Genomic DNA, 23,767 nt, shown 5'->3' on the forward strand with positions numbered 1-23,767 from the left:
TTCAGGCGCCCGGCGTCGGGTTCACGGAGCTGGCGACGTAGGCCGGATAGCCGGCGTCGGCCTTTTCCGTTGCGTCGGGCGTTGCGTTGCGCTCGATCCATGGCGCGATCTCCATGTCCTCGTAGCGCACGAGACGGCATTTGCGCACCAGCGCGTAGCCGAGCCAGATCACGAGGAAGAACGGCAGGCCGATGTAGGTCGCGGTGATGCTCGCCCAGTCGATCTTGTCGGCGAGGAACGCCTGGTAGTCCTGGCCGAGCGCGACGATCGCGCACAATGCGAACGCGAACAGCGGGCCGAACGGGAACCACTTCGATCGGTACGGCAACTGGTCGAGCCGGTAGCCCTGCTTCAGGAAACCCTTGCGGAACCGGTAATGGCTGACCGCGATCCCGAGCCACGTGATGAAGCCGGCCATCCCCGACGTGTTCAGCAGCCACAGGTAGACCGTCTTGTCGCCGTACAGCGACGTGAGGAAACAGAGCGCGCCGATGGCGGTGGTCGCGTACAGCGCGTTGCGCGGCACGCCGCCCGGCGACAGCTTCGCGAACAGCTTCGGCGCGCGGCCTTCGACCGCGAGGTTGTAGAGCATCCGCGTCGACGCGTACATGCCGGAGTTGCCGGCCGACAGCACGGCCGTCAGGATCACCGCGTTCATCACGCCGGCCGCGAACGCGAGGCCCGCGTGGCGGAATACGAGCGTAAACGGGCTGACGCCGATGTCGGTCACGTCGCTCTTGAGCAGGCCCGGGTCGGTGTACGGAATCAGCACGCCGATCACGAAGATCGCGAACACGTAGAACAGCAGGATGCGCCAGAAGATCTGGCTGACCGCGCGCGGGATCGTCGTGCGCGGGTTCTCCGATTCGCCGGCCGCGACGCCGATCATTTCGGTGCCCTGGAACGAGAAGCCCGCGATCATCGCGACGCCGAGCATGGTCGCCCAGCCGCCCGCGAACGGCGCGTCGCCGATCGTGAAGTTGCCCCAGCCGGCGCTCGGGCCGCCCTGCATGATCCCGAAGATCATCAGCAGGCCGATGCCGACGAACGCGAGCACGGTCAGCACCTTGATCAGCGCGAACCAGTATTCGGCTTCACCGAAGCCGCGCACCGACAGTGCGTTGAGCGCGAAGATCAGCGTGAGGAAGATCGCACTCCACCAGACGCCGGGCACGTGCGGGAACCAGTAGTTCATCACGAGCTGCGCGGCGACGAGTTCGACCGCGAGCGTCACGGCCCAGCTGTACCAGTAGTTCCAGCCGAGCGCGAAGCCGAAGCCTTCGTCGACGAATTTCGAGCCGTAGGTCGCGAACGAGCCCGACACCGGCATGAACGCGGCCATTTCGCCGAGGCTCGTCATCAGGAAATAGACCATCAGCCCGATCATCATGTACGCGAGCATCGCGCCGCCGGGGCCGGCCTGCGAGATCGACGCGCCGGACGCGACGAACAGGCCCGTGCCGATCGAGCCGCCGATCGCGATCATCCGCAGATGGCGCGCCTGCAGGCTGCGGTGGAGGGACGGCTGCGCGGGCGGCGAGCCGGACGGACGGGGCGAATCGGGGCGGGCATCTGAATGCATGGCGGGTGCTGGGCGCTGTCTCCGGGATTGTTTTTGGCTATGAAGTGCGACGCGTCGCCGGCCGCCGGCCGGGCAGCGGCGCTGCTTCGCGGGCATGATCCGGATCGCCCGGGCCGCGACGCGTGTCGCCTTCGTCTGTCGTCCGGCCGCCGTGGGCGGCCGTCGGCGCGCCGGGTGCGGTGCACCTCGACGCCGCCCCGATTGTGGGTGCCCGCCGCAGGCGCGGCAAACGATATTTCCGCACAGGGTGATGCAGGTTTGTCATCAAGTCGCGGCACGCCGGAATCGGCCGGGCGGCCCGGCCGCCGGCCTCGGACATGTCCGATACGCGTGCCGAAGCCCGCGGATTCATCCTGCCCGGGTGTTGCGTTTTGGGAATGAAGTCGTGAGTTAATATCAATAGCGGGCCGACTTGTGGACACCGACAATGTGTCTCATGGATCGTGCCTCGCGAGCCGGGGGCGCGCCGTCCGGCCGGGTTTCCGGTGGCGACGCGCTGCGATGCGCCGTGCGGCGCACCGGGCCTGCCGAGCCGCGCATCCGCTTGCACCGGGCGCGCGAACGCGCTCCAATCGAATCACGCGGGCGGCGTTGCCGCCGCACCGATCAATCTGTCCCTGAAGAGGAAGTGATGCAATTCAACGACATTCTTGCTGCGCTCGACATCGATCTCGCCCAGTGGAAAGGCAATGCGCTGACCGCGCGTTCGCCGCTCGACGGCGCGACGCTCGCGACGCTGGCTGTTGACACGCCGGCCGACGCGGAACGCAAGATCGACGCTGCGCACGACGCATTCCTCAAGTGGCGCACGGTGCCGGCGCCGGTGCGCGGCGAACTCGTGCGCGTGTTCGGCAACGTCCTGCGCGAGCACAAGGCCGAGCTTGGCCGCCTCGTCACGCTCGAGGCCGGCAAGATCACGTCGGAAGGCCTCGGCGAAGTGCAGGAAATGATCGACATCTGCGATTTCGCGGTCGGCCTGTCGCGCCAGCTTTACGGCCTGACGATCGCGTCCGAGCGCCCGGGCCACCGGATGATGGAAACGTGGCACCCGATCGGCGTGTGCGGCGTGATCTCGGCGTTCAACTTCCCGGTTGCGGTGTGGGCGTGGAACGCGGCGCTGGCGTTCGTGTGCGGCGATTCGGTCGTGTGGAAGCCGTCCGAGAAGACGCCGCTCACGGCGATCGCGTGCCACGTGCTGCTCCAGAAGGCGATCCGCGAGTTCGACAAGACGCATCCGGGCGTCGCGCCGGCGGAGCTGAGCCAGCTGGTGCTCGGCATGCGCGATGTCGGCGAGGTGCTGACGGCGTCGAAGAAGGTGCCGGTCGTCAGTGCGACGGGCAGCGTGCGGATGGGCCAGGAAGTTGCGAAGGTGCTGAGCCAGCGTCTCGCACGCGGCATCCTCGAACTCGGCGGCAACAACGGGATGATCGTCGCGCCGAGCGCGGATCTCGATCTCGTCGTGCGTGCGGTCACGTTCGCGGCAGTCGGCACGGCCGGCCAGCGCTGCACGACGCTGCGCCGCCTGATCGTGCATCGCAGCCTGGTCGAGCAGTTGCTGCCGCGCATCGAGAAGGCCTACACGTCGGTGAAGGTCGGCAACCCGCTTGAAGAAGGCACGCTGGTCGGCCCGCTGGTCGATCGCGCGTCGTTCGATGCGATGCAGAAGGCGCTGGGCGATGCACGCGAGCAGGGCGGCGAGGTGAAGGGCGGCGAGCGCGTCGACGTCGGTCACGCGGATGCGTACTACGTGCGTCCGGCCATCGTGCGGATGCCGAAGCAATCGGCCGTGGTCGAGCGCGAGACGTTCGCACCGATCCTGTACGTGATGGTCTACGACAACTTCGACGACGCGATCGAACTGCACAACGCGGTGCCGCAAGGCCTGTCGTCGGCGATCTTCACGAACGACATGCGCGAGGCCGAGCAGTTCATGTCGGCGGCGGGCAGCGATTGCGGGATCGTCAACGTGAACATCGGCACGAGCGGTGCGGAGATCGGCGGCGCGTTCGGCGGCGAGAAGGAAACGGGCGGCGGGCGCGAGTCGGGTTCGGATGCGTGGAAGGCGTATATGCGCCGCGCGACCAACACGATCAACTACAGCCGTCAGCTGCCGTTGGCGCAGGGCGTGAAGTTCGACGTGTGATGCGGGGCGCCCCGGGCGGGCGCCATCCATCCGAATGAAAAGGGCCGGTTGCCGCGAAAGCGGTAACCGGCCCTTGTCGCTTTGGGCGGCGCGTGCGCCGGATCATCGAGCGGAGCGCGCCTGCTTGCTCACGCTCGGCTCATGCCGCTGTCATGCATCCACGGCCGGCATGTTCTGCACGACCAGCATCTGAGGCGACGAGAGTGTGATCTGCGCCGCGCGCAACTGCTTCAGGATCTCGAACAGCAGATCGCTCTTCGTCGAGCTTGCGATCCGCGGGCTCGCCACATAGCCCGTCACGCTCAGCGTAATGCCGTCCGGCGTGAGCTGGCTGAACGTGACCGACGGCGCCGGCTTGTCGAGAATCGCCGGATGTTCGCGGTACGCGTCGAGCAGCAGGTCGCGCACCTGCTCGGGATCGGTGTTCAGCGGGAACGTCAGCATCAGCGTCGCGACGCCCTGCGTGCTGTTGCCCATCGTCACGTTGCGCAGGTTCTGCGAGATCAGTTGCGAGTTCGGCACGATCACGGTCGAGCGGTCGCTGAGCTGGATTTCGGTTGCGCGCACGTTGATGCGGCGGATGTCGCCTTCGACGCCCGAGATGCTGATCATGTCGCCGACCTTCACCGGGCGCTCGGTCAGCAGGATCAGCCCCGACACGAAGTTCTTCACGATCTCCTGCAAGCCGAAACCGATACCGACCGACAGCGCGCTGACGATCCACGCGAGGTTGTTCCATCTGACGCCGAGCAGCCCCAGCGTCATCAGCACGAGCAGCACGTAGCCGACGTTGGTGAACAGCGTGACCAGCGACACGCGCATCCCTGCATCCATGCCGAGCGCCGGCATGAACTCGTTGTCGAGCCAGCGGCGCACCGAGCGCAGCAGGTAGAAGCCGATCGCGAACCCGATCACGGCGTTCATGATCCGGTCCGGCATGATGTTCAGGCTCTGCAGCCGCTGGCCGCCGATCATCGCGACCGCGCTGTCGAGCAGGTCGCTCGGGGTCGTGCCGAAGCCGCCGGTCAGCAGCGCGATGGCCGCAACCAGCATCAGCAGGCTCGTGCCAAGCCCCGACACGACGGTGTGCGCCTGGTCGAGGTGGCGGTCGTCGAGCGCGAACAGGTTCTTGATCTGCTTGCCGCTCGACAGGCTCGCGGAGAACAGGCTTTCGCTCGCGTCGCGCGTCAGTTGCGTCAGGATGTAGACGCTGCACAGCACGATCTCGAACCACACGAGTTCGTACGTGATGAAACGTGCGACCGTGATGTAGCCGATCAGCAGCGCAACCAGCGACGTGACGATCGCCAGCGTGACGCCGGCGTGGATCAGCCCCGCGAGCGTCGAACGGTCCTCGGGCGCTTCGCCGGACGCCGCGAGCGCGCTGCGTACGCGGTTCGCGCGCAACAGCGACGCGCCGACGGTCAGCGTGACGACGAGCGATACGATGCCGCGGCCGAACAGCGTGACGGACAGGCTGGTATCGACGATCCGGTTGATCGACTCGAGCGTGCCGGACATCAGCAGCAGCGCGGCCAGCACGCCGGGGAACGGCTTCATCGCGAGCGCGACGGGATCGGCGAGCGCCGGCAGCCGCCACGACGGCTGCTTCGTGCAGAGCAGCGCGCGACCGAGCCCGGCGATCAGCGCGCAGGTCACGGCGAGCTTCGCGAACTGGTCCCACAGATCGGTCATCGACGGCGTGAGCTCGTAGTGGCGCGCCAGCGCGAGATAGAGCACCTGGACGGCGACGGCGGTCGCCAGCAGCGTCGAGAGTGCCGTCGACAGCGCCAGCGCGCTGCGGCGCAGCCGGGTGGGCGGCAGGCGGTTCAGGCAGATCCACGCGAGCCCGCGTTCGACGACGCGGCGGCCGCCGAGCCACACGGCGAGTGCGGCGATCAGCAGCAGCGTGGTGAGCGTGCGCTGTCCGGGCGTCCACGACGAGCGCAGCATGTCGTGCAGTTCGTCGTTGAAATCCTGGAGCCGCTGGACATCGTCCGGCGCCAGGTGGAACAGCGGCAGCCAGAACTGCGCGCCGACGATACTGCCCGACCGGAACGCGAGCTGGTTCCTCAGCAGGCTGCGATGCAGCTTCGCGAACTGGTCGTTCAGGTTCGCGAGGTTGGCCTTCTGGTCGGCCGTCTGCTTCAGCGCCGCTTCGATTTGCGCCTTGCGTGCGTTCAGCGTCGCCCGCTGCTGCGCGACCGCGGGCGTTTCGGGCGACGCGCCCGGGGCCGGCGGCGGGCCGAGCACGTCGAGTTGCGCCTGGATCTGGGTGCGCTGCGGCGCGAGTTCGCCGTGCAGCTTCTCGACATCGGCGCTCAGTTCCTGCGTCGCGTCGTCGAGCCCGTCGAGCTCCTTGCTGTTGCTGGCGTTCGACGTCTGCTGCTTGATGCGGTCCTGCTGAACCTGCATCTGCTTGAGCTGCGCAATTGCGTCGTTCAGCGAAATGGTCGGCACGGGGACGCCGCTCGCGGTCGGCGCGGACGCTGCCACCGGAAACGCGGACACGGTCGCGATCGCCGCGAACTGCAGCAGCGCGAACAGCACGATCCGGCGTGCGCACGTGGATAGTCGTTGTATGAACATGGAATGCTTACGTTTTTCCGACGATGCCGGAGGCCGAAAGGCGTCCGGAAGCCGGGAGTTGGCCCGGTAGCATGTTACCGGGGCGCGGGAATCGCGGTTGCGCCGATTGCGTGCATGGCCTGCCGCAATCCGGCGGGCTTGCGTGGTGTGGAACCGGCCCGTGCGCCTGTTCCGACGGGCCGGCGCCGATCGCGGCCGGCGCCGTACCGCCCATTCCGCGAGTCTTACAAAACCGACAGACGGTTACGCAAGTTACACAATATCCGGCGCGAAAATGGGGTGTCCGAACCGGTTCGAAACGGGGCGCGACCCGCCCGGCGTGCCGGTACAATGCAGCGATCCGCCCGACGGCGGCCCGCTGACCGCCGGACAACAACACACGACACGAACAGGAGACTCGACCAAGATGGTCTCAACGGACAGCATTCCACCGGCAGCCGCCTTGTCCCCTTCCATCGACGCCGGCTCGATTTCGGCCCGCCTCGACCGGCTGCCGCCGACCCGCAGCGTCTGGAAGCTCGTCGTGCTGCTGAGCCTCGGCTTCTTCTTCGAACTCTACGATCTGCTGTACAGCGGCTACGTCGCGCCGGGCCTCGTGAAAAGCGGGATCCTCTCCGCGACGACGCATGGCCTGTTCGGCACCACGGGTGTCGCGAGCTTCATCGCCGCGCTGTTCTCCGGGCTCTTCATCGGCACGATCGCATGCGGCTTCCTCGCGGACCGCTTCGGCCGCCGCGCGATCTTCACGTGGTCGCTGCTGTGGTACACGGCCGCCAACGTCGTGATGGCGTTCCAGGACACCGCGGCGGGGCTGAACTTCTGGCGCTTCGTCGTCGGCCTCGGGCTCGGCGTCGAGATGGTGACGATCGGCACGTATATCTCCGAACTCGTGCCGAAGCAGATCCGCGGCCGCGCGTTCGCGTGCGAACAGGCGGTCGGGTTCGTCGCGGTGCCGGTGGTCGCGTTCCTCGCGTACCTGCTCGTGCCGCACGCGCCGTTCGGTCTCGACGGCTGGCGCTGGGTCGTGCTGATCGGCGCGCACGGCGCGCTGTTCGTGTGGTGGATTCGTCGCGCACTGCCGGAGAGCCCGCGCTGGCTCGCGCAGCAGGGGCGCGTCGACGAAGCCGACCGCATCATGCGCGCGCTCGAGGCGAAGGTCGAAGCCGAATACGGCCGGCCGCTGCCGGCGCCCGCGCCGGCCGAGCCGGTGCCGCCGCGCGGCAGCTTCCGCGACATGTGGGTGCCGCCGTATCGCAGCCGCACGATCATGATGACGATCTTCAACGTGTTCCAGACGGTCGGCTTCTACGGCTTCGCGAACTGGGTGCCGACGCTGCTGATCAAGCAGGGCATCACGATCACGTCGAGCCTCATGTATTCGAGCGTGATCGCGCTCGCGGCACCGCTCGGCCCGCTGATCGGTCTCGTGATCGCCGATCGCTTCGAGCGCAAGTCGGTGATCGTCGCGATGGCGGCGGCGATCGTCGTCTGCGGGATGCTGTTCAGCCAGACGACGGTGGGCGCCTTCCTGATCGTACTCGGCATCGGCCTCACGCTCGCGAGCAACATCATGTCGTACAGCTTCCACGCGTATCAGGCCGAGCTGTTCCCGACGTCGATCCGTGCGCGCGCGGTGGGCTTCGTCTATTCGTGGAGCCGCTTCTCGGCGATCTTCTCGTCGTTCGTGATCGCGGCCGTGCTGAAGGGCTTCGGCACGTTCGGCGTGTTCGCCTTCATCGCCGGCGCGATGGTGGTCGTGATGGCGGCAATCGGGTTCATGGGGCCGCGTACCAAAGGTATCGCGCTCGAGGCGATTTCGAAGTAGGAGTGGGTTGCGTGCTCGCGTGTCGGGTGCGGCACGCGGGCGTATTCCCGCCGTTTCGCACGGCTGATCGCGGTCAGTGGAGCAGCCCTGCCATGCGACGACCCCGCAAGCGGCAACGAGTTGCAACAGAGCGTGACGAAGCGCAAAACGGCGGCAAAACCGGGGGTTCGGCCCTGCCGGTTCTGGTTCGCACGGGTAGAATGAAAGACCTGACGACTCATTAGCCGCCATCGGACCGAACGCGTTGCATCCGCGAACGGCTCCACCGCGAAGAGGCGTCGGCGCCGGGCGTGTGCAACGCCTTCGGCGTATCGATGGCTCGCGCGGAAGATGTGCCGTTCGCCACGTGCGGCGGCCGGATCGGCCGATGGCTTCGATCGCATGATGCTTTCCGACCTGACGCGGCGGTTGACCAGGCCGCGTTGCCGTACCTTCGCAGTCGCCGCGTATGTGTGGCTCGCGGCCGCCCTCCCGATTTCCGTTCTCGTCGAGCGGCCAGCCTTTGCCGCAGCCGATGCACCCTCATCCGGTGCTACGTCATCCTCATCAACTGCATCAGCTGCGTCGCCCGCGCATCCGACATCGCCGGCGCACGTGTCGTCGGGGGCGGCGCCGTCGTCCGGGGCATCCGCCGCGCATCATGCGTCACCCGCCAGCGGGGCCTCGGGGGCTTCCGGCGCGTCCAGCGCATCGCCCGCATCGGCCGCTTCCGGCACGCCCGCGAGCGAAGCCGAGGCGCCCGCGCCGACCCCGCCGCGCCGGCATCCGCCGCTGTCGGCCGCGGAGGCGAAGGACGCAACCGCGCGTGCGATCGACATGCGCAAACGCTTCACGCAGGAAGTCACGCGGCGCCTGAATGTACCGGCGAGCGCGCAGCGCGCGTATGGCGACCGCCTCCAGAAGGCACTCGCCGATGCGAACCTCGGCGACCTGGCCGGCGAGTACGTCGCGATGGTCGACCGCGCGCCGAACGTGCAGGCGCTGTTCATCTACTTCCGCGCGACGCCGACCAATGCGTGGTTGATGATCGGCGCGTCGCCGGTCGGCACCGGCTGGCCCGGCAAGTACGATCATTTCCTGACGCCGCTCGGCGTGTTCGATCATTCGCCCGACAACATGGACTTCCGCGCGGAAGGCACCACGAACGACAACGGCATTCGCGGCTACGGCAAGCGCGACATGCGCATCTACGATTTCGGCTGGGTGGACGGCGAGCGCGGCTGGGGCAAGGGCGGCAAGTCGCCGATGCGGTTCCAGATGCACGCGACCGACCCGGATCGCCTCGAGCCGCTGCTCGGCATCCGGCATTCGAAAGGCTGCGTGCGGATTCCAGCTTCGCTGAACACGTTCTTCGACCGGCACGGCATTCTCGACGACGACTACCAGGCGCGCGTCGAGGCCGGCAAGTCGCTGTGGGTGCTGCGCCACGATCGCGACATCACGCCGATCGCCGGCCGCTACCTGGCCGTGATCGACAGCGCGCGCAGGACGCGCCCGGCATGGTCGCCGGCGCCGGGACGCCACGCATGGTCGAAGTTGCCGAAGAGCGGCGACACGGCGGACTGACCGCAGCCGGTCGGCAAGCGCGGGAGACTCTCTGATGAGAATAAATCCATTTTATTGATACATAAGAAAAGCAAACTTTTATTATCCAATCCGGGTTCGTATAGTCGAGTCCAGTTTCGCGGAACCCTGCCGCGCCTGGACTACCACCGACCACACGACCCGCATGAAAACTCTCTACAAGCTCGCTCCGCTCGCGATGCTCGGCGCCTTCGCGACCCACGCCTGCGCGCAAAGCAGCGTCACGCTGTACGGTCTCATCTCGGCCGGCGTCGGGTACGCGACCAACCAGGGCGGCAAGAACGCCTGGCAGGCGCTGTCCGGCACGAACCAGAACCCGCGCTGGGGGCTGAAGGGCCAGGAGGATCTCGGGCAGGGGCTGTCCGCGATCTTCCAGCTCGAGAACGGCTTCAACGTGATGACGGGCACCGCCGCGCAGAACGGTCGCGAGTTCGGGCGCATGGCCTACGTCGGCCTCGCCGATCGCACCTACGGATCGCTGACCTTCGGCCGCCAGTACGACGCGATCCACGACTACCTCGGGCCGGTGATCATCGCGAGCAACGGCGTGAACATCGGTGACAACGACAACGGCTATAACGACATCCGCGTGCAGAACTCGGTGAAGTACGTGAGCCCGGTCTACTACGGCCTGAAATTCACCGCGCTGTACGGCTTCAGCAACGCGACGGGCTTCGCGAACAACCGCGCATACAGCTTCGGCCTCGGCTACGAGCGCGGCCCGCTGCGCTGGAGCGCCGTCTACGCGCAATACAACCATCCGTACAGCAGCACGAACCCGGACGGCGCGATCGCGAACGACTATGCGTCGCCGCTGCTGATCTTCGCGAAGAGCGCGACGTCGCCGGCGGTGTTCGCGAGCCGGCAGCGTATCGCGGGCACGGGTGGCTTCTACACGATCGGCCGCGCGCAGTTCGCGGCGCTGTTTACCGACGTGCGCTACGATTACCTCGACAATTCGCACCTGCACCTGCAGAACGTCGGCGTGAACCTCGTCTACACGATGACGCCGCAGCTCTTTCTCGGCGCCGCGTATGCGTTCACGAACGGCAAGTACGACGTGATCGACAAGCGGCCGAAATGGCACCAGGTGAACCTGCAGGCCGATTACTTCCTGTCGAAACGCACCGACGTCGCGCTGACGATGATCGTGCAGCAGGCGGCCGGCGACGCGGACCATGCGCAGATCTTCGCGTACGCGCGCTCGACCGGCACGCGCCAGATGATGGCGACGCTCGGCGTCCGCCACGTTTTCTGAGCCCGACCGACCATGACCTATCCGATCGCATCCCGCCGCACCTTCCTGAAACTGTCCGCCGCGCTGGCCGGCACCGCGCTGCTGCCCGAAACGGGCGCGTTCGCGGCCGGCGGCGACGGCGCGCGCCGTACGGTGATCATCGATACCGACCCGGGGCAGGACGACGCCATCGCGATCCTGTTCGCGCTGGGCGCACAGGACCGCCTCGACGTGCGGGCATTGACCACCGTGGCCGGCAACGTGCCGCTCGACCTGACCGAACGCAATGCGCGGATCATCCGCGACTGGGCCGGCCGCACGAAGACGCTGCCGGTCTACGCAGGCTGCCCGCGTCCGCTCGTGCGCGAGCTCGTGACGGCTGCGAACGTGCACGGCAAGACCGGGCTCGAAGGCGTCGAGCTGCACGTACCGCGCGCGCCGCTCGCACCCGGTCATGCGGTGTCGTACCTCGTCGATACGCTGAGCCATGCGGCGCCGAACAGCGTGACGCTGTGCGCGCTCGGCCCGCTGACGAACATCGCGACCGCGCTGGTCGAAGCGCCGCAGATTCGCGGCGCGTTGCGCGAAATCGTGTTGATGGGCGGCGCGTTCTTCGAGCGCGGCAACATCACGCCGGCCGCCGAGTTCAACATCTACGTCGATCCGCAGGCGGCCGACCTGGTGTTCGGCAGCGGCGTGCCGATCGTCGTGCTGCCGCGCGACGTCGCGGTGAAGGCGCCGATCACGCCGGCGCGGGTCGCGCCGTTCCGTGCGCTCGGCAACCGCTGTGGCGCGATCGTCGCGGACATCATGGAAGCCGAACTGGCGTACAACAAGAAGCGGCGCGGCGTCGACGACGGGCCGATGTACGACCCGACGGCGGTCGGTTATCTCGTCGATCCGACGCTGTTCAACGGACGCAAGGTCAACGTCGCCGTCGAGACGGCCGGGCAGTGGACGCTCGGCGAGACGGTGGTGGACTGGAACGGCCGCAGCGGCCGTGCGGCGAACGCGACCTGGATAAACGAGGTCGACGCGGACCGTTTCTACGCGACGCTCGTCGAGCGCATCGCGAAGCTGCCGTGAGTACGGCGTGTGGCACGGCGAACCGGATCAGATGTGCTTCGCAATCCATTCGCGACAGGTGCGCACGTGCGGGCCGCGATCGTCGGCGGCGAGCGAGATCAGCGAGATCGCGCGCGTGACGCGCGGTTTCTCGACGCGCAGCGCGACGAGTTCGGGATCATGCAGATGCATCGTGTAGAGGCTCGGCAGCACGGCAGTCGCGAGGCCGTTGCGCGCGAGCGCGTACAGCGGCTCGGTATATTCCATCCGGTACGCGACGTTCAGGCGCAGCTTCTCGGCGCCGCCGGTGCGATGCAGCGATTCGCTGACGCTGCCGCGCACGAACACGGCCAGCTCGCGATCGACGAGCTTCGCCCACGTGACGCTCTTCGCGCCCGCGAGCGGATCGTCGTGCCGCACGACGATCACGATCTCGTCCTCGAACAGCTGCTGGTAGCGCAGCGTGCCGTCGTCGCTATCGGGTTCGCGCACGCCGATGCCGAGATCCGCGACGCTGTCGCGCACGGCTTCGACGAGCGCGCTGTTCGGCAAATCGGTGAGCGTGAAGCGCAGCGTCGGATGCGTGTCGCGCAGCGTGTTGAGCGCGGGCAGCAGGCGGCCGGCGACGGACGGGATGAACGCGATCCGCACGGTCTGGATGCGTTCGCCGATGAGCCGCGTCATGTCGTCGAAGGTGCCGCGCGCCTGGTTTAGCAGACGCTCGGCGAGCGGCAGCACGGCAACGCCCGCGGAGGTCAGCGTGAGCCGGTGTGCGGTGCGCGCGAACAGGCGGCCGCCGAGCAGGAACTCGATCTGGCGGATCGACGCGGTGAGCGCGGGCTGTGTGAGCGACAGCGCCTGCGCGGCCTGCGTGAAGCTGCGCACATGCGCAAGGACGACGAAGTGCTGGACCTGCCGCAACGTGAGTGCGGGCAGCAGCGACGAGCGATCGGACGACATCGGAACAGTACAGTCGGGAGGCGGTACGCGGCAGTATAAGACCGCGCCGCGCGAACCGACACAGGACAATAATCGGATTCACTGGAGAACCACCATGTCAGCGACTGACACGATGCCGGCACGCACGCCGGCCGACTGGCTCGAACGGCGCTTCGCGCTCGCGGCGCGCGGCACGAGCGTGCGCACCGAGACGATCGCGGGCATCACGTCGTTTCTCGCGGCGGCGTACCTGCTCGTCGTGATCCCGTCGCTGCTCGCGACGGGCGGAATGGAGCGCGGCGCGGCGACCACCGCGACGATCATCGTGTTCGTGCTGTTCACCACGCTGATGGGGCTCTACGCGAACCTGCCGTTCCTCGTCGGCCCCGGTATCGGCGGCTCGGTGATCATCGGCGTGACGCTCGCGACGACGGAACACGTCGGCTGGCAGACGGGCCTCGGCATCGCGTGCGTGTCGGGCGTGCTGTTCTTCCTACTGACGATCTTCGGCGCGCGCGGCGTCGTGATGCGGCTGATTCCGGTGCAGATCAAGCTCGGGCTCGGCGCATCGATCGGCCTGTTTGTGACGATGCTCGGGTTGCGCAATGCAGGGATGGTCGTCGCGAATGCGAAGACCAACGCGTTCGCGCTCGGCGACTTCTCGCGGCCCGGCGCGCTCGTCGCGCTGATCGGCCTCGCGGTCGCGATCGTGCTGCAGGCGCGCAAGGTGCCCGGCGCGATCCTGATCGCGATTCTCGTCGCGGCCGCGGCCGGCGTGCCGCTCGGTGTCACGCATCTGCCGGCGTCGTTCGTGTCGCTGCCGCACAGCATCGCGCCGATCGCATTCAAGCTCGACATCGGCAGCGCATTGACCGTCGCGGCCGCGCCGTACCTGTTCGCGTTCTTCGCGGCGGAATTCTTCTCGACGCTCGGCACCGCGCTCGCGGTCGGCGCGAAGGCGAACCTGCTCGACGAACAGGGGAACCTGCCGAACATCAACCGACCGTTCCTCGTCGATTCGCTCGCCGCGACGCTCGGCCCCGTGTTCGGCATTCCGGCGCTGACCGCGCTGATCGAGTCGGCGGCGGGCGTCGAGGCCGGCGGCCGCAGCGGCCTGTCGTCGCTGGCGGCGGCCGTGCTGTTCGCCGCGATGCTGCTGTTCGTGCCGGTCGCGCTCGCGATCCCGAAGGAGGCGACTGCGCCCGCGCTGATCCTGATCGGGCTGTCGATGTTCGCGACGATCCGTCATACGCATTTCGACGACTTCACCGACGCGCTGCCTGTGATGTCGATGGTGCTGCTCACGCTGACGTCGAACAGCTTCGGCACCGGCATCGCGGGCGGGCTGCTGTGCTACGTGCTCGTCAAGCTGCTGGCCGGCCGCTGGCGCGACGTGTCGTGGGGGCTCGTCGTGCTCGCACTGCCGCTCGGCTATTACTTCTGGACCGTCGTGAAGCCGCACTGAGAGACGGCTTTCACGACACATCGGCACTACCGCAAAAAGAGACTGAAATGAAGGGAACACCAGGCAACGTCCCGGCCGCGCGCACGGGCATCGACATCACGCCCGCCCATCGGGCCTTCTTCCACGCGCTGCCGAAGGTCGAGCTGCATTGCCACCTGCTCGGCGCGGTGCGACACGACACGTTCATCGCGCTCGCCGAACGTAGCGGCGCGCCGATCCAGCGCGCGGAGATCGACGCGTTCTATGCGCGCGGCGAGAAGCCGGTCGGCGTGCTGCACGTGCTGCGCGCGCTCGACAAGTACCTGCTCACGCGGCCCGACGACCTGCGGCGGATCGCATACGAATATCTGGAGGATGCAGCCGCGCACAATGTTCGCCATGCAGAATTCTTCTGGAATCCGACGGGGACGGTGCGCGTATCGGGCATTCCGTATGCGGACGCGCAGGCCGCGATCGTGATGGCGATTCGCGATGCCGCGCGCGACTTCGGGATCGGCGCATGTCTGATCCCGAGTATCGACCGCGAGCAGGACCCGGACGAAGCGGTCGCGATCGTCGACTGGATGAAGGCGCATCGCGCGGACGAAGTCGCGGGGCTCGGCATCGACTATCGCGAGAACGACCGCCCGCCGGAGCTGTTCTGGAAGGCGTATCGCGACGCACGTGCGGCCGGCTTCCGCACGACCGCGCATGCGGGTGAGTTCGGGATGCCGTGGCGCAACGTCGAGACGGCGGTCGACCTGCTGCACGTCGATCGAATCGATCACGGCTATACGATCGTCGACAACCCCGAGCTGTGTGCGCGCTACGCGGAGCGCGGGATCGTCTTCACGGTCGTGCCGACGAATTCCTACTACCTGCGCACGCTGCCGCCGGAGCAATGGGCGGAGCTGCATCCGATGCGCAAGATGCCGGGCCTCGGGCTGAAGATCCATCCGAACACCGACGATCCGACGCTGCACAAGGTGAATCCTTCGGAGGCGTGGGAGCTGATGTTCAGCCATTTCGGCTTTACGGTCGCCGACCTGCAGCAATTCATGCTGAACGGGATCGACGGCGCGTGGGTCGACGATGCGACGAAGGCCGCGTGGCGCGCGGCGTGGGCGCCGGAATTCGACGCACTGGCGGCGACACTCGCGACCCGCTGAGCGCATTGCCTGCCGTATCGGCCGGCCGGCGCGTCAGCCGGCCGGCGCATCGTTCAGGTGGAACCGCAGGTCACCCGCGAAATCGAACAGCGTGTAGTCGCGGAACGCGAAACGCCACACGCTGTCGACGCGCTCGAATGCGTCGTGATAGCGGCCCGCTGCGATCGGCTGCAGCGGGAGGCCGTCGACGGCCTGCAGCACCGTGTAGTACGAGCGAGCCGTCGCGCGATGCGCGGCTTCGTCGATCTCGATGAGCGGATTCGTGATCACATGCTTCGTGCGCGGCGTGCCGCACGGGTAGCGTTTCACGCGTGCGTCAAACTGCGCGAGCAGTTCGTCGGCGCCGATCGTCGGCACATCTTCCCCAACCTTGATCCGCGCATGCCGGAACAGCGCTGCCATACCCGGCAGGTCGCCGGCGTCGAGCAGCTCCGCGTAGCGGTACAGCAGGTTCGCGATTTCGACAGCGCTTTGGTGCATGCGGCCTCCGGCATCGATGGACGATGACGGCGATGGTGCGCGGTGCACGGCGGGACCGCTTCGTCCAGGTGGACTAACGCGGCACGCGAGTCCTCACATTCATCCGCACCGTTGTATGCCGCATGGTGCGTTGCCCGCCGGCCGTACGATCAGCGGAAAATTTTCAGCCAGTCGAACAGGCCGGGCTGCGGACGCCGCTTCGGTGCCGGCGCCGGTGCACGGTGCGGCCGGAAGTCGGGCGAGAACTGCACACGCGGGTCGATCGCGCCTGCGCGCAGCGCCGCATCGTAGAACGAGCCGACGATCGGCAATGCGCTATGTGCGCCTGCTCCCCAGTAGTCGCTGCGCAGCGTCACGCTGCCGTCGTCGAAGCCGACCCACGCGCCGGCCACCAGTTGCGGGTGCATCAGGATGAACCAGCCGTCCGTGTTGTCCTGCGTCGTGCCGGTCTTGCCCGCGACGTCGATGCGAATCCCGTAGCGCGAGCGGATGTCGGCACCGGTCCCGTAATCGACGACGCCGCGCATCACGTCCACCAGCGTCTGCGCCGCCGCCGCCGGCAGCGCGCGTTCGGGCGGCGTGCTGCCGAACGAGGCGAGCACCTTGCCGTCGCGATCCTCGATGCGCGTGATCATCTGCGGCGCGACGTACACGCCGCGGTTCGCGATCGTACCGTACGCGGACACCATCTCCTTCAGCGTGACGGGGCTCGTGCCGAGCGCGAGCGACGGCACCGCGTCGAGCGGGCTGTCGCGCACGCCCATCGCGCGAGCGAGTTGCGCGACCTTGGCCGCGCCTTCGCGCTGCATCACCTGCGCGGTGATGCGGTTGCGCGACAGCGCGAGCGCGTCGCGCAGCGTCATCGGCTCGCCGGTTGGCGGCTCCTCATCGGTCGGATGCCAGACCGTGTGCCCGTCGATCGGGATTGCGACGGGGCGATCGACGAACGTATCGCCCGGCCGCATGCCGTCCGCGAAGGCCGCGCCATAGACGAACGGCTTGAACGTCGAGCCCGGCTGGCGCCGCGCCTGCACGACGTGATCGAACGGCTCGCTGCCGAAATCGGGGCTGCCGACCCACGCACGGATCGCGCCGTTGCGCGGATCGATCGCGACGAAACCGGCCTGTACCTGCGTCTTGCGCTCGCACAACGCGCGCATGAACGTGCGATTCGCGCCGAGCTGCTTCAGCGCCGCCGTATCGGCGAGCCCCGCGTCGCGCGCCGCGCGATAGTCGGGCGTCTGCCGGATGAAGCTGCGGAACAGGTCGTTGCGCAGCCCGCAGCCGGACGGGTTGTGCCACGCGCTGTCGGCGACCGCCTGCAGGCGATCGGTTTGAATCGTGAGCGCTTGCGTCGCCATGTCCTGCAACTGCGCATCGAGCGTCGTGCGCACGACGAGTCCGTCGGCGTAGAGATCGTAGTTGTTGCGGTCGGCCCACGCGATCAGCCACTTGCGCAACTGCACCGCGAAGTGGGGGGCGGGGCCGGGCTGCGCCGTCTGCGGCTCGAAGTCGACGCGCAGCGGCCGGCGCTGCAATTGCGCGAGCTGCCGCGGCGACAGCATGCCCATCGCCGCCATCCGGTCGAGCACGATGTTGCGGCGCTGTACCGCGCGCTCGGGGTTCAGCACCGGGTTGTAGTAGCTGTTGCCCTTCAGCATGCCGACGAGCGTCGCGCTTTCGACGATGTCGAGCTGGTCCGCCGATTTGCCGAAATAGGTGCGTGCGGCCATTTCGACGCCGTACGCGTTGTACAGGAACGGCACGGTATTCAGGTAGGTCTCGAGAATCTCGTCCTTGCTGTACACCGTCTCGATCTTGAATGCGGTGATCAGCTCCTTCATCTTGCGCGTGAGCGTCGGCGCGCGCCCGACTTCGTCCGGATACAGGTTGCGCGCGAGCTGCTGCGTGATCGTCGAGCCGCCCTGGCGGCTGCCCGAGAACGTATGCAGCCCGGCCGCGAGCGTGCGACGCCAGTCGATGCCGTGATGGACGTAGAAGCGGTGGTCCTCGGTCGCGATCAGCGCGTCGACCAGGTGCGGCGAGATCTGCTTGAGCGGCACCCATTCGCGGTTGACGGGCCGGAACTCGGCGATCAGCTGGCCGTCGGCCGACAGCACGCGCGCGGGACGGTCGATGCGCGCCTTGCGGATGTCGCCGATGCTCGGCGTGAACGGGATGAACGCGAGCATGACCAGCAGGCCCAGCAAAGGGATCGCGGCGAGCGTCAGCGCAACGCCGCGGCGCGTCGGATGGCGCAGGTGATGCCACGCGCCGGCGCCCAGCGCGCGGGCGCCGGCACGGCAGCGAAGCCAGAGGTCACGAAGAAACGGCACGAAGCGATTCACGGCGGCAGATGCGCGGTCGGAAAAGGCGCGATCCTAGCAAACCGCGCAGCGGTGCCGGCGGCCGAAACGGCTATTTGCTTGCAGGATTTACAGACAATTACGTTTGTTGCCTGCGGACAACCTTTGGTCGCAGGCGCAACCGCGTTTCTTCCGACAAATTGCTGGCGGCCGCTTCGCCGACCACATCCGCGAGCCGCTGCGCGGCCGCTTCCATCCGCGCGCGATCGAACCCGCCGAACCCGAGCACGAGCCCCGGACGCGCGGTGCCCGGCGCGAACATCGGCGATACCGCGCGCACCGCGACGCCCGCCTGCGCGGCGCGGGTCACCACGTCGAGATCGTCGATCCCTGCCGCGAGCCACAGTACGACGTGCATGCCCTGATCGCCCGGCTGAACCCATGCGAGTTCGCGCGGCAGGCGCGCGCCGAGCGTGTCGATCAGCAGCGCGCGCTGTTCCGCGTAGACGCCGCGCACGCGGCGAATGTGGCGGTCGAGATGCCCGTCCGCGATGAACGCGGCGAGCACGTGCTGATCGGCGGTCGGCGCATGGCGATCCATCAGCGCACGCGCGCCGCAGAATGCGGGCACGAGATCGTCGGGCGCGATCACGTAGCCGAGCCGCAGCGACGGAAACAGGATCTTGCTGAAGGTGCCGAGATAGACCACGCACTCGGGGTCGAGCCCCTGCAGCGAGGGGAACGGATAGCCTTCGTAGCGCAGCTCGCTGTCGTAATCGTCCTCGACCACCCACGCGCAGTGCGTGCGCGCCCAGCCGAGCAGCGCGGTGCGCCGCGCCATGCTCATCGGCATGCCGAGCGGGTACTGGTGCGACGGCGTGACGAACGCCGCGCGCGCGTTCGGCGCAAGGCGGATGCCGGCCTCGACGTCGATGCCGTCCGCGTCGACCGGCACGCGGACCATCGCGTCGCACCGCCCGGTGCTCTCGAGCAGCGCGGTGATGCCGCGATAGGCCGGATTCTCGACCCATGCGCGATCGTCGGCGCCGAGCAGCACCTGGCTCGCGAGGTGCAGCCCTTGCTGCGTGCCGCTCGTGATCACGACCTGATCGGCGCTGCAACGCACCGAGCGCGACCGGCGCACGTAATCGGCGATCGCTTCGCGCAGCGGCAACGCGCCTTGCGGATCGGCATAACCGGACGGCGCACCGGCACCGCGGGCACGCAGGCGATTGCCGAGCCGGCGCCAGATGTCGTCGGGCGCGGTGAGCCCGACCGGCACCGAGATCGCGAACGGCACGGCCGGCAGCGGCCGGAATTCGCTGGCGATCCGCGCGAACGTCGCGGCCGGCTCGGGCAGGCCGGCGCGTGCGTCGCGCCGGCGGGCGGCGGGTGGTTCACCAGCCGGTGGCGGCTCGGCCAGCGCGTTCGCGACCCGCGTGCCGGCGCCGCCGCGCGATTCCAGGAAACCTTCGGCGACGAGCTGCGCATACGCGTCGACGACGGTGCCGCGCGCGACCTGGAGCGACGCCGCCAGCAGCCGCGTCGACGGCAACGTGTCGCCGGGGCGCACATCGCCGCGGCGCACCGCGTCCCGCAACGCCTGCGCGAGCTGGCGGCTCAGGTCACCGGCCGCGCGGTCGAGCGCGCCGAGCGACGGGATTTCGACGATCCGGGCGGTTCTGGCCATGATTCTGGTCTGCTGAAATTGTTCGAAACCGGCTCTACAGCATAAACCAGTTAGCGGTCACAATCGGCGCATGACGGGCCGGTTCCCGGCCCGTTCCATCCGAACCCTGTCCGACCGTGGAGCCGCCATGTATGTCCCCGCCGATTTCGCCGAATCCCGCCCCGACGTGCTGCACGAGCTGATCGTCCAGCATCCGTTCGGCAGCCTGGTCACGCACGGGACGAGCGGGCTCGACGCGAACCACCTGCCGTTCGAACTGCTGCCGGGCGACGGCGGCCTCGGCGAGCTGCATGCGCACGTCGCCCGCGCGAATCCGGTCTGGCAGACGATCGCGAACGGCGACGAGGTGCTCGTGATCTTCCGTGCCGGCGACGCGTACATCTCGCCGAACTGGTACCCGAGCAAGCACGTCGCGCACCGCCAGGTGCCGACGTGGAACTACGTGGTCGTGCACGCGCACGGCCGCATCACGGTGCGCGACGACGAGAAGTTCGTGCGCGGCGTGGTCGCGCGGCTGACGCGCACGCACGAGGCGTCGCAGCCGGCGCCGTGGAAGATGGCCGACGCGCCGAAGGACTATCTCGACACGATGCTGCAGTCGATCGTCGGGCTGCAGATCGAGATCACGCGGCTGGTCGGCAAGCGCAAGCTCGGGCAGAACAAGGCAGTCGACGATATCCGCGGCGCGGGCGACGCGCTGATCGCGGACGGGAGCGTCGCGATCGGGGAGGCGATGCTGGCGGAGGCCGATGCGAAGCACAAGTAGGGCGCCGGCGAATCGCACGGGGCGCAGGCCGCGCGCCGCCGCCGGCGTACGCTACTCCGTGCGCGTCGTCCCCTTGGTTCCTTCACCCGCCTGCGCCAGCGCCCCGCGAATCGCCGCTTCCGTCTTGTCATACCCGCCCTCGCCATACCGCGTGTACACAACCTTCCCGTTCGCGTCGATCAGGTACAGCGCGGGCCAGTACTGGTTGCCGTACGCGCGCCACGTGTCGTAGCGGTTGTCCTGCGCGACCGGATACTGGATGCCGAAGCGCTTGAGCGCGTCGGCGACGTTCTTCGCGTCGCGTTCGAACGGATACTCGGGCGTGTGCACGCCGACCACGACGAGCCCCTGGTCGCGATATTTCCGGTACCACTCGTTCACGTACGGAATCGTATGAATGCAGTTGATGCACGAGTACGTCCAGAAATCGACCAGCACGACCTTGCCGCGCAACTGGTCGAGCTTGAGCGGCGCGCTGTTGTGCCAGCGGTCGATGCCGGTGAAGTCGGGTGCCGGCGTGCCGGCCGGCGAGGCCGCCATGCCCGCGTCGTCGCGGGTGCCGGCGAACGCGGCGAGCCCGGCCATGGCGGCGAGGGCGATGACGAGGGCGGCGGTCTTGAGTCTGGGCAGCATGGCGTTTCTCCGGTTCGGTCGGCCGCCGCGCGAGTGCGTCGGCCGGACGGGTTTCGACAGCCCTCATTGGGCCGCGCCGACGTATCTGCGATGTGTCCGCCAAACCGCGCGTATGCAATGTTGTGTGTCGTCGCGGCGGCGCGATACATTGCGATACAAACGCGTGCCCGCGTTGCGGTATAAAAGCGGACATCGCCAGCCGGAATCTCACGACAACCCGACCGATACATGGACAAGATCGACCACGTACTGATCGTCGACGACGATCGCGCGATCCGCGAACTGATCGCGGACTACCTCGAGAAGAACGGCATGCGCGTGTCGCTCGCCGCCAACGGCCGCGAGATGCGCAACGTGCTCGACGACGGCGCGCCCGACCTGATCGTGCTGGACCTGATGCTGCCCGGCGAGGACGGCCTCACGCTGTGCCGCGATCTGCGCGCGGGCAAGTTCCGCACGGTGCCGGTGCTGATGCTGACCGCGCGCGGCGAGGAAACCGACCGTATCATCGGCCTCGAGATGGGCGCCGACGACTATCTCGCGAAGCCGTTCGCAGTGCGCGAGCTGCTCGCGCGGATCCGCTCGGTGCTGCGTCGCGCGCGCATGCTGCCGCCCGGCATGCAGGTGACGGAGACGGCCGCGATGCTCGCGTTCGGCGAATGGCGGCTCGACACGACGGGGCGCCACCTGCTCGACGCGGAAGGCACGCTGGTTGCGCTGAGCGGCGCCGAATACCGGCTGCTGCGCGTGTTCCTCGACAATCCGCAGCGCGTGCTGACGCGCGACCAGTTGCTGAACCTCACGCAGGGGCGGCAGTCCGATCCGTTCGACCGGTCGATCGACCTGCTCGTGAGCCGGCTGCGCCAGCGGCTGCGCGACGGCGCGCGCGAGCCGCGCTACATCAAGACGCTGCGCAACGAGGGCTACGTGTTCTCGTCGGCCGTGACCACGGTCGAAGGCACCGCATGAGCGCGCGGACCTCATGGCACTGGCCGCGCTCGCTGTTCGCGCGGCTCGCGCTGATCCTGTGCGTGGGCCTTGCACTCGCGCAGACGCTGTCGTTCTGGCTCACGGTAATGGAGCGCGACCAGGCGACCACCAACCTGATGATGGGCTATATCGAGCGCGAGGTCGCGAGCTCGGTCGCGCTGCTCGACCATCTGCCGCCCGACCAGCGCGCCGCGTGGCTGCCGCGTCTCGCGCGGCGCAGCTATGCATTCATCCTCGGGCCCGGCGAGACGGGCACGCCGCCGGAAGCCCGGCTGTCGGCGCGCGTCGAGCAGTCGATCTCCGACGGCATCGGCGGCGACTACCCGCTGACCGCGAACGCGATTCCCGGCGACCGCGAACACCTGCAGGTGCATCTGCGGCTGACCGACGGCGCGCCGCTGACGATCGACATCCACCCGATGTCGACGGTGCCGCTGTCGGGCTGGCTGCCGGTGGTGCTCGCGCTGCAGCTCGCGGTGCTGGCGGCATGCTGCTGGCTCGCGGTGCGGCTCGCGACGCGGCCGCTGAACCAGCTCGCGCAGGCGGCCGACGCGCTCGGCCCCGACCTGAAGGGCGAGCGCCTGAAGGAGGACGGGCCGTCCGAAGTCGCGCGGGCCGCGCGGGCGTTCAACGCGATGCAGGACCGCATCGCGCAGTACATGGCCGAACGCATGCAGATCCTCGCGTCGATCTCGCACGACCTGCAGACGCCGATCACGCGGATGCGGTTGCGTGTCGACGTGATGGACGACGACACGCAGGGCGCGAAGCTGCGCCAGGACCTGCTCGAGATGGAGCATCTGGTGAAGGAAGGCGTCGCGTATGCGCGTACGCTGCACGGCACGGAAGAGGCCGCGCGCCGCATCGATCTCGATGCGCTGCTCGACAGCATCGTGTGCGACTACACGGATGCGGGGCAGGACGTCGCGCTGCACAGCGGCGGGCCGCTCGCGCTCGTCACGCGGCCGAAGGCGTTGCGCCGGATCGTCGGCAACCTCGTCGACAACGCGCTGAAGTTCGCGGGCGCGGCGGAGATCGCCGTGCAGGCGGCGCCCGGCGGCGGCGCGATCATTGCGGTGCTCGACCGCGGGCCCGGCATCCCGGACGATCAGCTCGACGCGGTGTTCGAACCGTTCCGGCGCGTCGAGACGTCGCGCAATCGCGAGACGGGCGGCACGGGGCTCGGCCTCGCGATCGCGCGCCAGCTCGCGCTCGCGATGGGCGGCACGCTCACGTTGTGCAACCGGCCGGATGGTGGCGGGCTCGAAGCGCGCTTGACGCTGGTGAATGCGGCGTGACGCGCCGCCGCGCGCGGTGATGGCAGG

Annotated in this window: 17 protein-coding genes; 10 read left to right on the forward strand and 7 right to left on the reverse strand. The window is 68.2% G+C overall.

Features of this window, described 5'->3' with window-relative positions; genetic code table 11:
* Nucleotide 1: 1 nt before the first annotated feature.
* Nucleotides 2-1,582 (reverse strand): amino acid permease, encoded by a 1,581-nt coding sequence (locus GEM_RS15940; protein ID WP_014898383.1) that lies wholly within the window; start codon nucleotides 1,580-1,582, stop codon nucleotides 2-4.
* Between the two features lie 631 nt (nucleotides 1,583-2,213).
* Here GEM_RS15940 and GEM_RS15945 point away from each other — a divergent pair.
* Nucleotides 2,214-3,725, forward strand: a complete 1,512-nt coding sequence (locus GEM_RS15945) for an aldehyde dehydrogenase family protein (protein WP_014898384.1) — start codon at nucleotides 2,214-2,216, stop codon at nucleotides 3,723-3,725.
* 150 nt (nucleotides 3,726-3,875) lie between these two features.
* Here GEM_RS15945 and GEM_RS15950 read toward each other — a convergent pair whose 3' ends face one another.
* Complete coding sequence (locus GEM_RS15950; protein WP_014898385.1) at nucleotides 3,876-6,314, reverse strand: DUF3772 domain-containing protein; 2,439 nt, start codon at nucleotides 6,312-6,314, stop codon at nucleotides 3,876-3,878.
* Between the two features lie 406 nt (nucleotides 6,315-6,720).
* Here GEM_RS15950 and GEM_RS15955 point away from each other — a divergent pair, with 406 nt between their 5' ends.
* From GEM_RS15955 to GEM_RS15975, 4 genes are all read left to right on the forward strand, one after another.
* Nucleotides 6,721-8,139 carry an MFS transporter gene (locus GEM_RS15955; RefSeq protein ID WP_014898386.1) on the forward strand — a complete coding sequence of 473 codons (1,419 nt, stop codon included), beginning with the start codon at nucleotides 6,721-6,723 and terminating at the stop codon, nucleotides 8,137-8,139.
* A 330-nt stretch (nucleotides 8,140-8,469) separates the two neighbouring features.
* The gene (locus GEM_RS29215; RefSeq protein WP_051137998.1) at nucleotides 8,470-9,705 is read left to right on the forward strand and encodes a hypothetical protein; all 1,236 of its coding nucleotides are present in this window, start codon (nucleotides 8,470-8,472) and stop codon (nucleotides 9,703-9,705) included.
* Between the two features lie 163 nt (nucleotides 9,706-9,868).
* Nucleotides 9,869-10,981 (forward strand): porin, encoded by a 1,113-nt coding sequence (locus GEM_RS15970; RefSeq protein WP_014898389.1) that lies wholly within the window; start codon nucleotides 9,869-9,871, stop codon nucleotides 10,979-10,981.
* A 12-nt stretch (nucleotides 10,982-10,993) separates the two neighbouring features.
* On the forward strand, nucleotides 10,994-12,046 hold the full coding sequence (locus GEM_RS15975) for a nucleoside hydrolase (RefSeq protein ID WP_014898390.1): 1,053 nt from the start codon (nucleotides 10,994-10,996) through the stop codon (nucleotides 12,044-12,046).
* Between the two features lie 27 nt (nucleotides 12,047-12,073).
* On the opposite strand, the gene GEM_RS15980 is transcribed toward GEM_RS15975, so the two are convergent.
* Nucleotides 12,074-12,985, reverse strand: coding sequence for a LysR family transcriptional regulator (locus GEM_RS15980; protein WP_014898391.1), 912 nt, complete (start codon nucleotides 12,983-12,985; stop codon nucleotides 12,074-12,076).
* 94 nt (nucleotides 12,986-13,079) lie between these two features.
* On the opposite strand from GEM_RS15980, the gene GEM_RS15985 reads away from it, so the two are divergent.
* Nucleotides 13,080-14,429, forward strand: coding sequence for an NCS2 family permease (locus GEM_RS15985; RefSeq protein WP_014898392.1), 1,350 nt, complete (start codon nucleotides 13,080-13,082; stop codon nucleotides 14,427-14,429).
* A gap of 47 nt (nucleotides 14,430-14,476) precedes the next feature.
* The gene (gene add, locus GEM_RS15990) at nucleotides 14,477-15,577 is read left to right on the forward strand and encodes an adenosine deaminase (protein ID WP_014898393.1); all 1,101 of its coding nucleotides are present in this window, start codon (nucleotides 14,477-14,479) and stop codon (nucleotides 15,575-15,577) included.
* Nucleotides 15,578-15,610: 33 nt separating this feature from the next.
* Here the strand turns inward: add and GEM_RS15995 are convergent, their stop codons facing one another.
* The 3 genes from GEM_RS15995 to GEM_RS16005 form a co-directional block, all read right to left on the reverse strand.
* On the reverse strand, nucleotides 15,611-16,057 hold the full coding sequence (locus GEM_RS15995) for a nuclear transport factor 2 family protein (protein WP_014898394.1): 447 nt from the start codon (nucleotides 16,055-16,057) through the stop codon (nucleotides 15,611-15,613).
* 149 nt (nucleotides 16,058-16,206) lie between these two features.
* The gene (locus GEM_RS16000) at nucleotides 16,207-18,405 is read right to left on the reverse strand and encodes a penicillin-binding protein 1A (RefSeq protein WP_014898395.1); all 2,199 of its coding nucleotides are present in this window, start codon (nucleotides 18,403-18,405) and stop codon (nucleotides 16,207-16,209) included.
* Between the two features lie 97 nt (nucleotides 18,406-18,502).
* Nucleotides 18,503-20,053 carry a PLP-dependent aminotransferase family protein gene (locus tag GEM_RS16005; RefSeq protein WP_014898396.1) on the reverse strand — a complete coding sequence of 517 codons (1,551 nt, stop codon included), beginning with the start codon at nucleotides 20,051-20,053 and terminating at the stop codon, nucleotides 18,503-18,505.
* Between the two features lie 127 nt (nucleotides 20,054-20,180).
* Between GEM_RS16005 and GEM_RS16010 the strand changes: the two genes are divergently transcribed.
* Nucleotides 20,181-20,819 carry an FMN-binding negative transcriptional regulator gene (locus GEM_RS16010; RefSeq protein ID WP_014898397.1) on the forward strand — a complete coding sequence of 213 codons (639 nt, stop codon included), beginning with the start codon at nucleotides 20,181-20,183 and terminating at the stop codon, nucleotides 20,817-20,819.
* A 51-nt stretch (nucleotides 20,820-20,870) separates the two neighbouring features.
* Here GEM_RS16010 and GEM_RS16015 read toward each other — a convergent pair whose 3' ends face one another.
* Nucleotides 20,871-21,452: a thioredoxin family protein gene (locus GEM_RS16015; RefSeq protein WP_014898398.1), complete on the reverse strand. Its 582-nt coding sequence runs from the start codon at nucleotides 21,450-21,452 to the stop codon at nucleotides 20,871-20,873.
* Between the two features lie 228 nt (nucleotides 21,453-21,680).
* On the opposite strand from GEM_RS16015, the gene GEM_RS16020 reads away from it, so the two are divergent.
* The gene (locus GEM_RS16020) at nucleotides 21,681-22,421 is read left to right on the forward strand and encodes a response regulator (RefSeq protein ID WP_014898399.1); all 741 of its coding nucleotides are present in this window, start codon (nucleotides 21,681-21,683) and stop codon (nucleotides 22,419-22,421) included.
* Nucleotides 22,418-23,740 (forward strand): ATP-binding protein, encoded by a 1,323-nt coding sequence (locus GEM_RS16025; RefSeq protein WP_014898400.1) that lies wholly within the window; start codon nucleotides 22,418-22,420, stop codon nucleotides 23,738-23,740. The genes GEM_RS16020 and GEM_RS16025 overlap by 4 nt, the downstream gene beginning before the upstream one ends.
* The last annotated feature ends 27 nt before the right edge of the window (nucleotides 23,741-23,767 follow it).

This window comes from Burkholderia cepacia GG4 (genome assembly GCF_000292915.1).
Lineage (GTDB): Bacteria > Pseudomonadota > Gammaproteobacteria > Burkholderiales > Burkholderiaceae > Burkholderia > Burkholderia cepacia_D.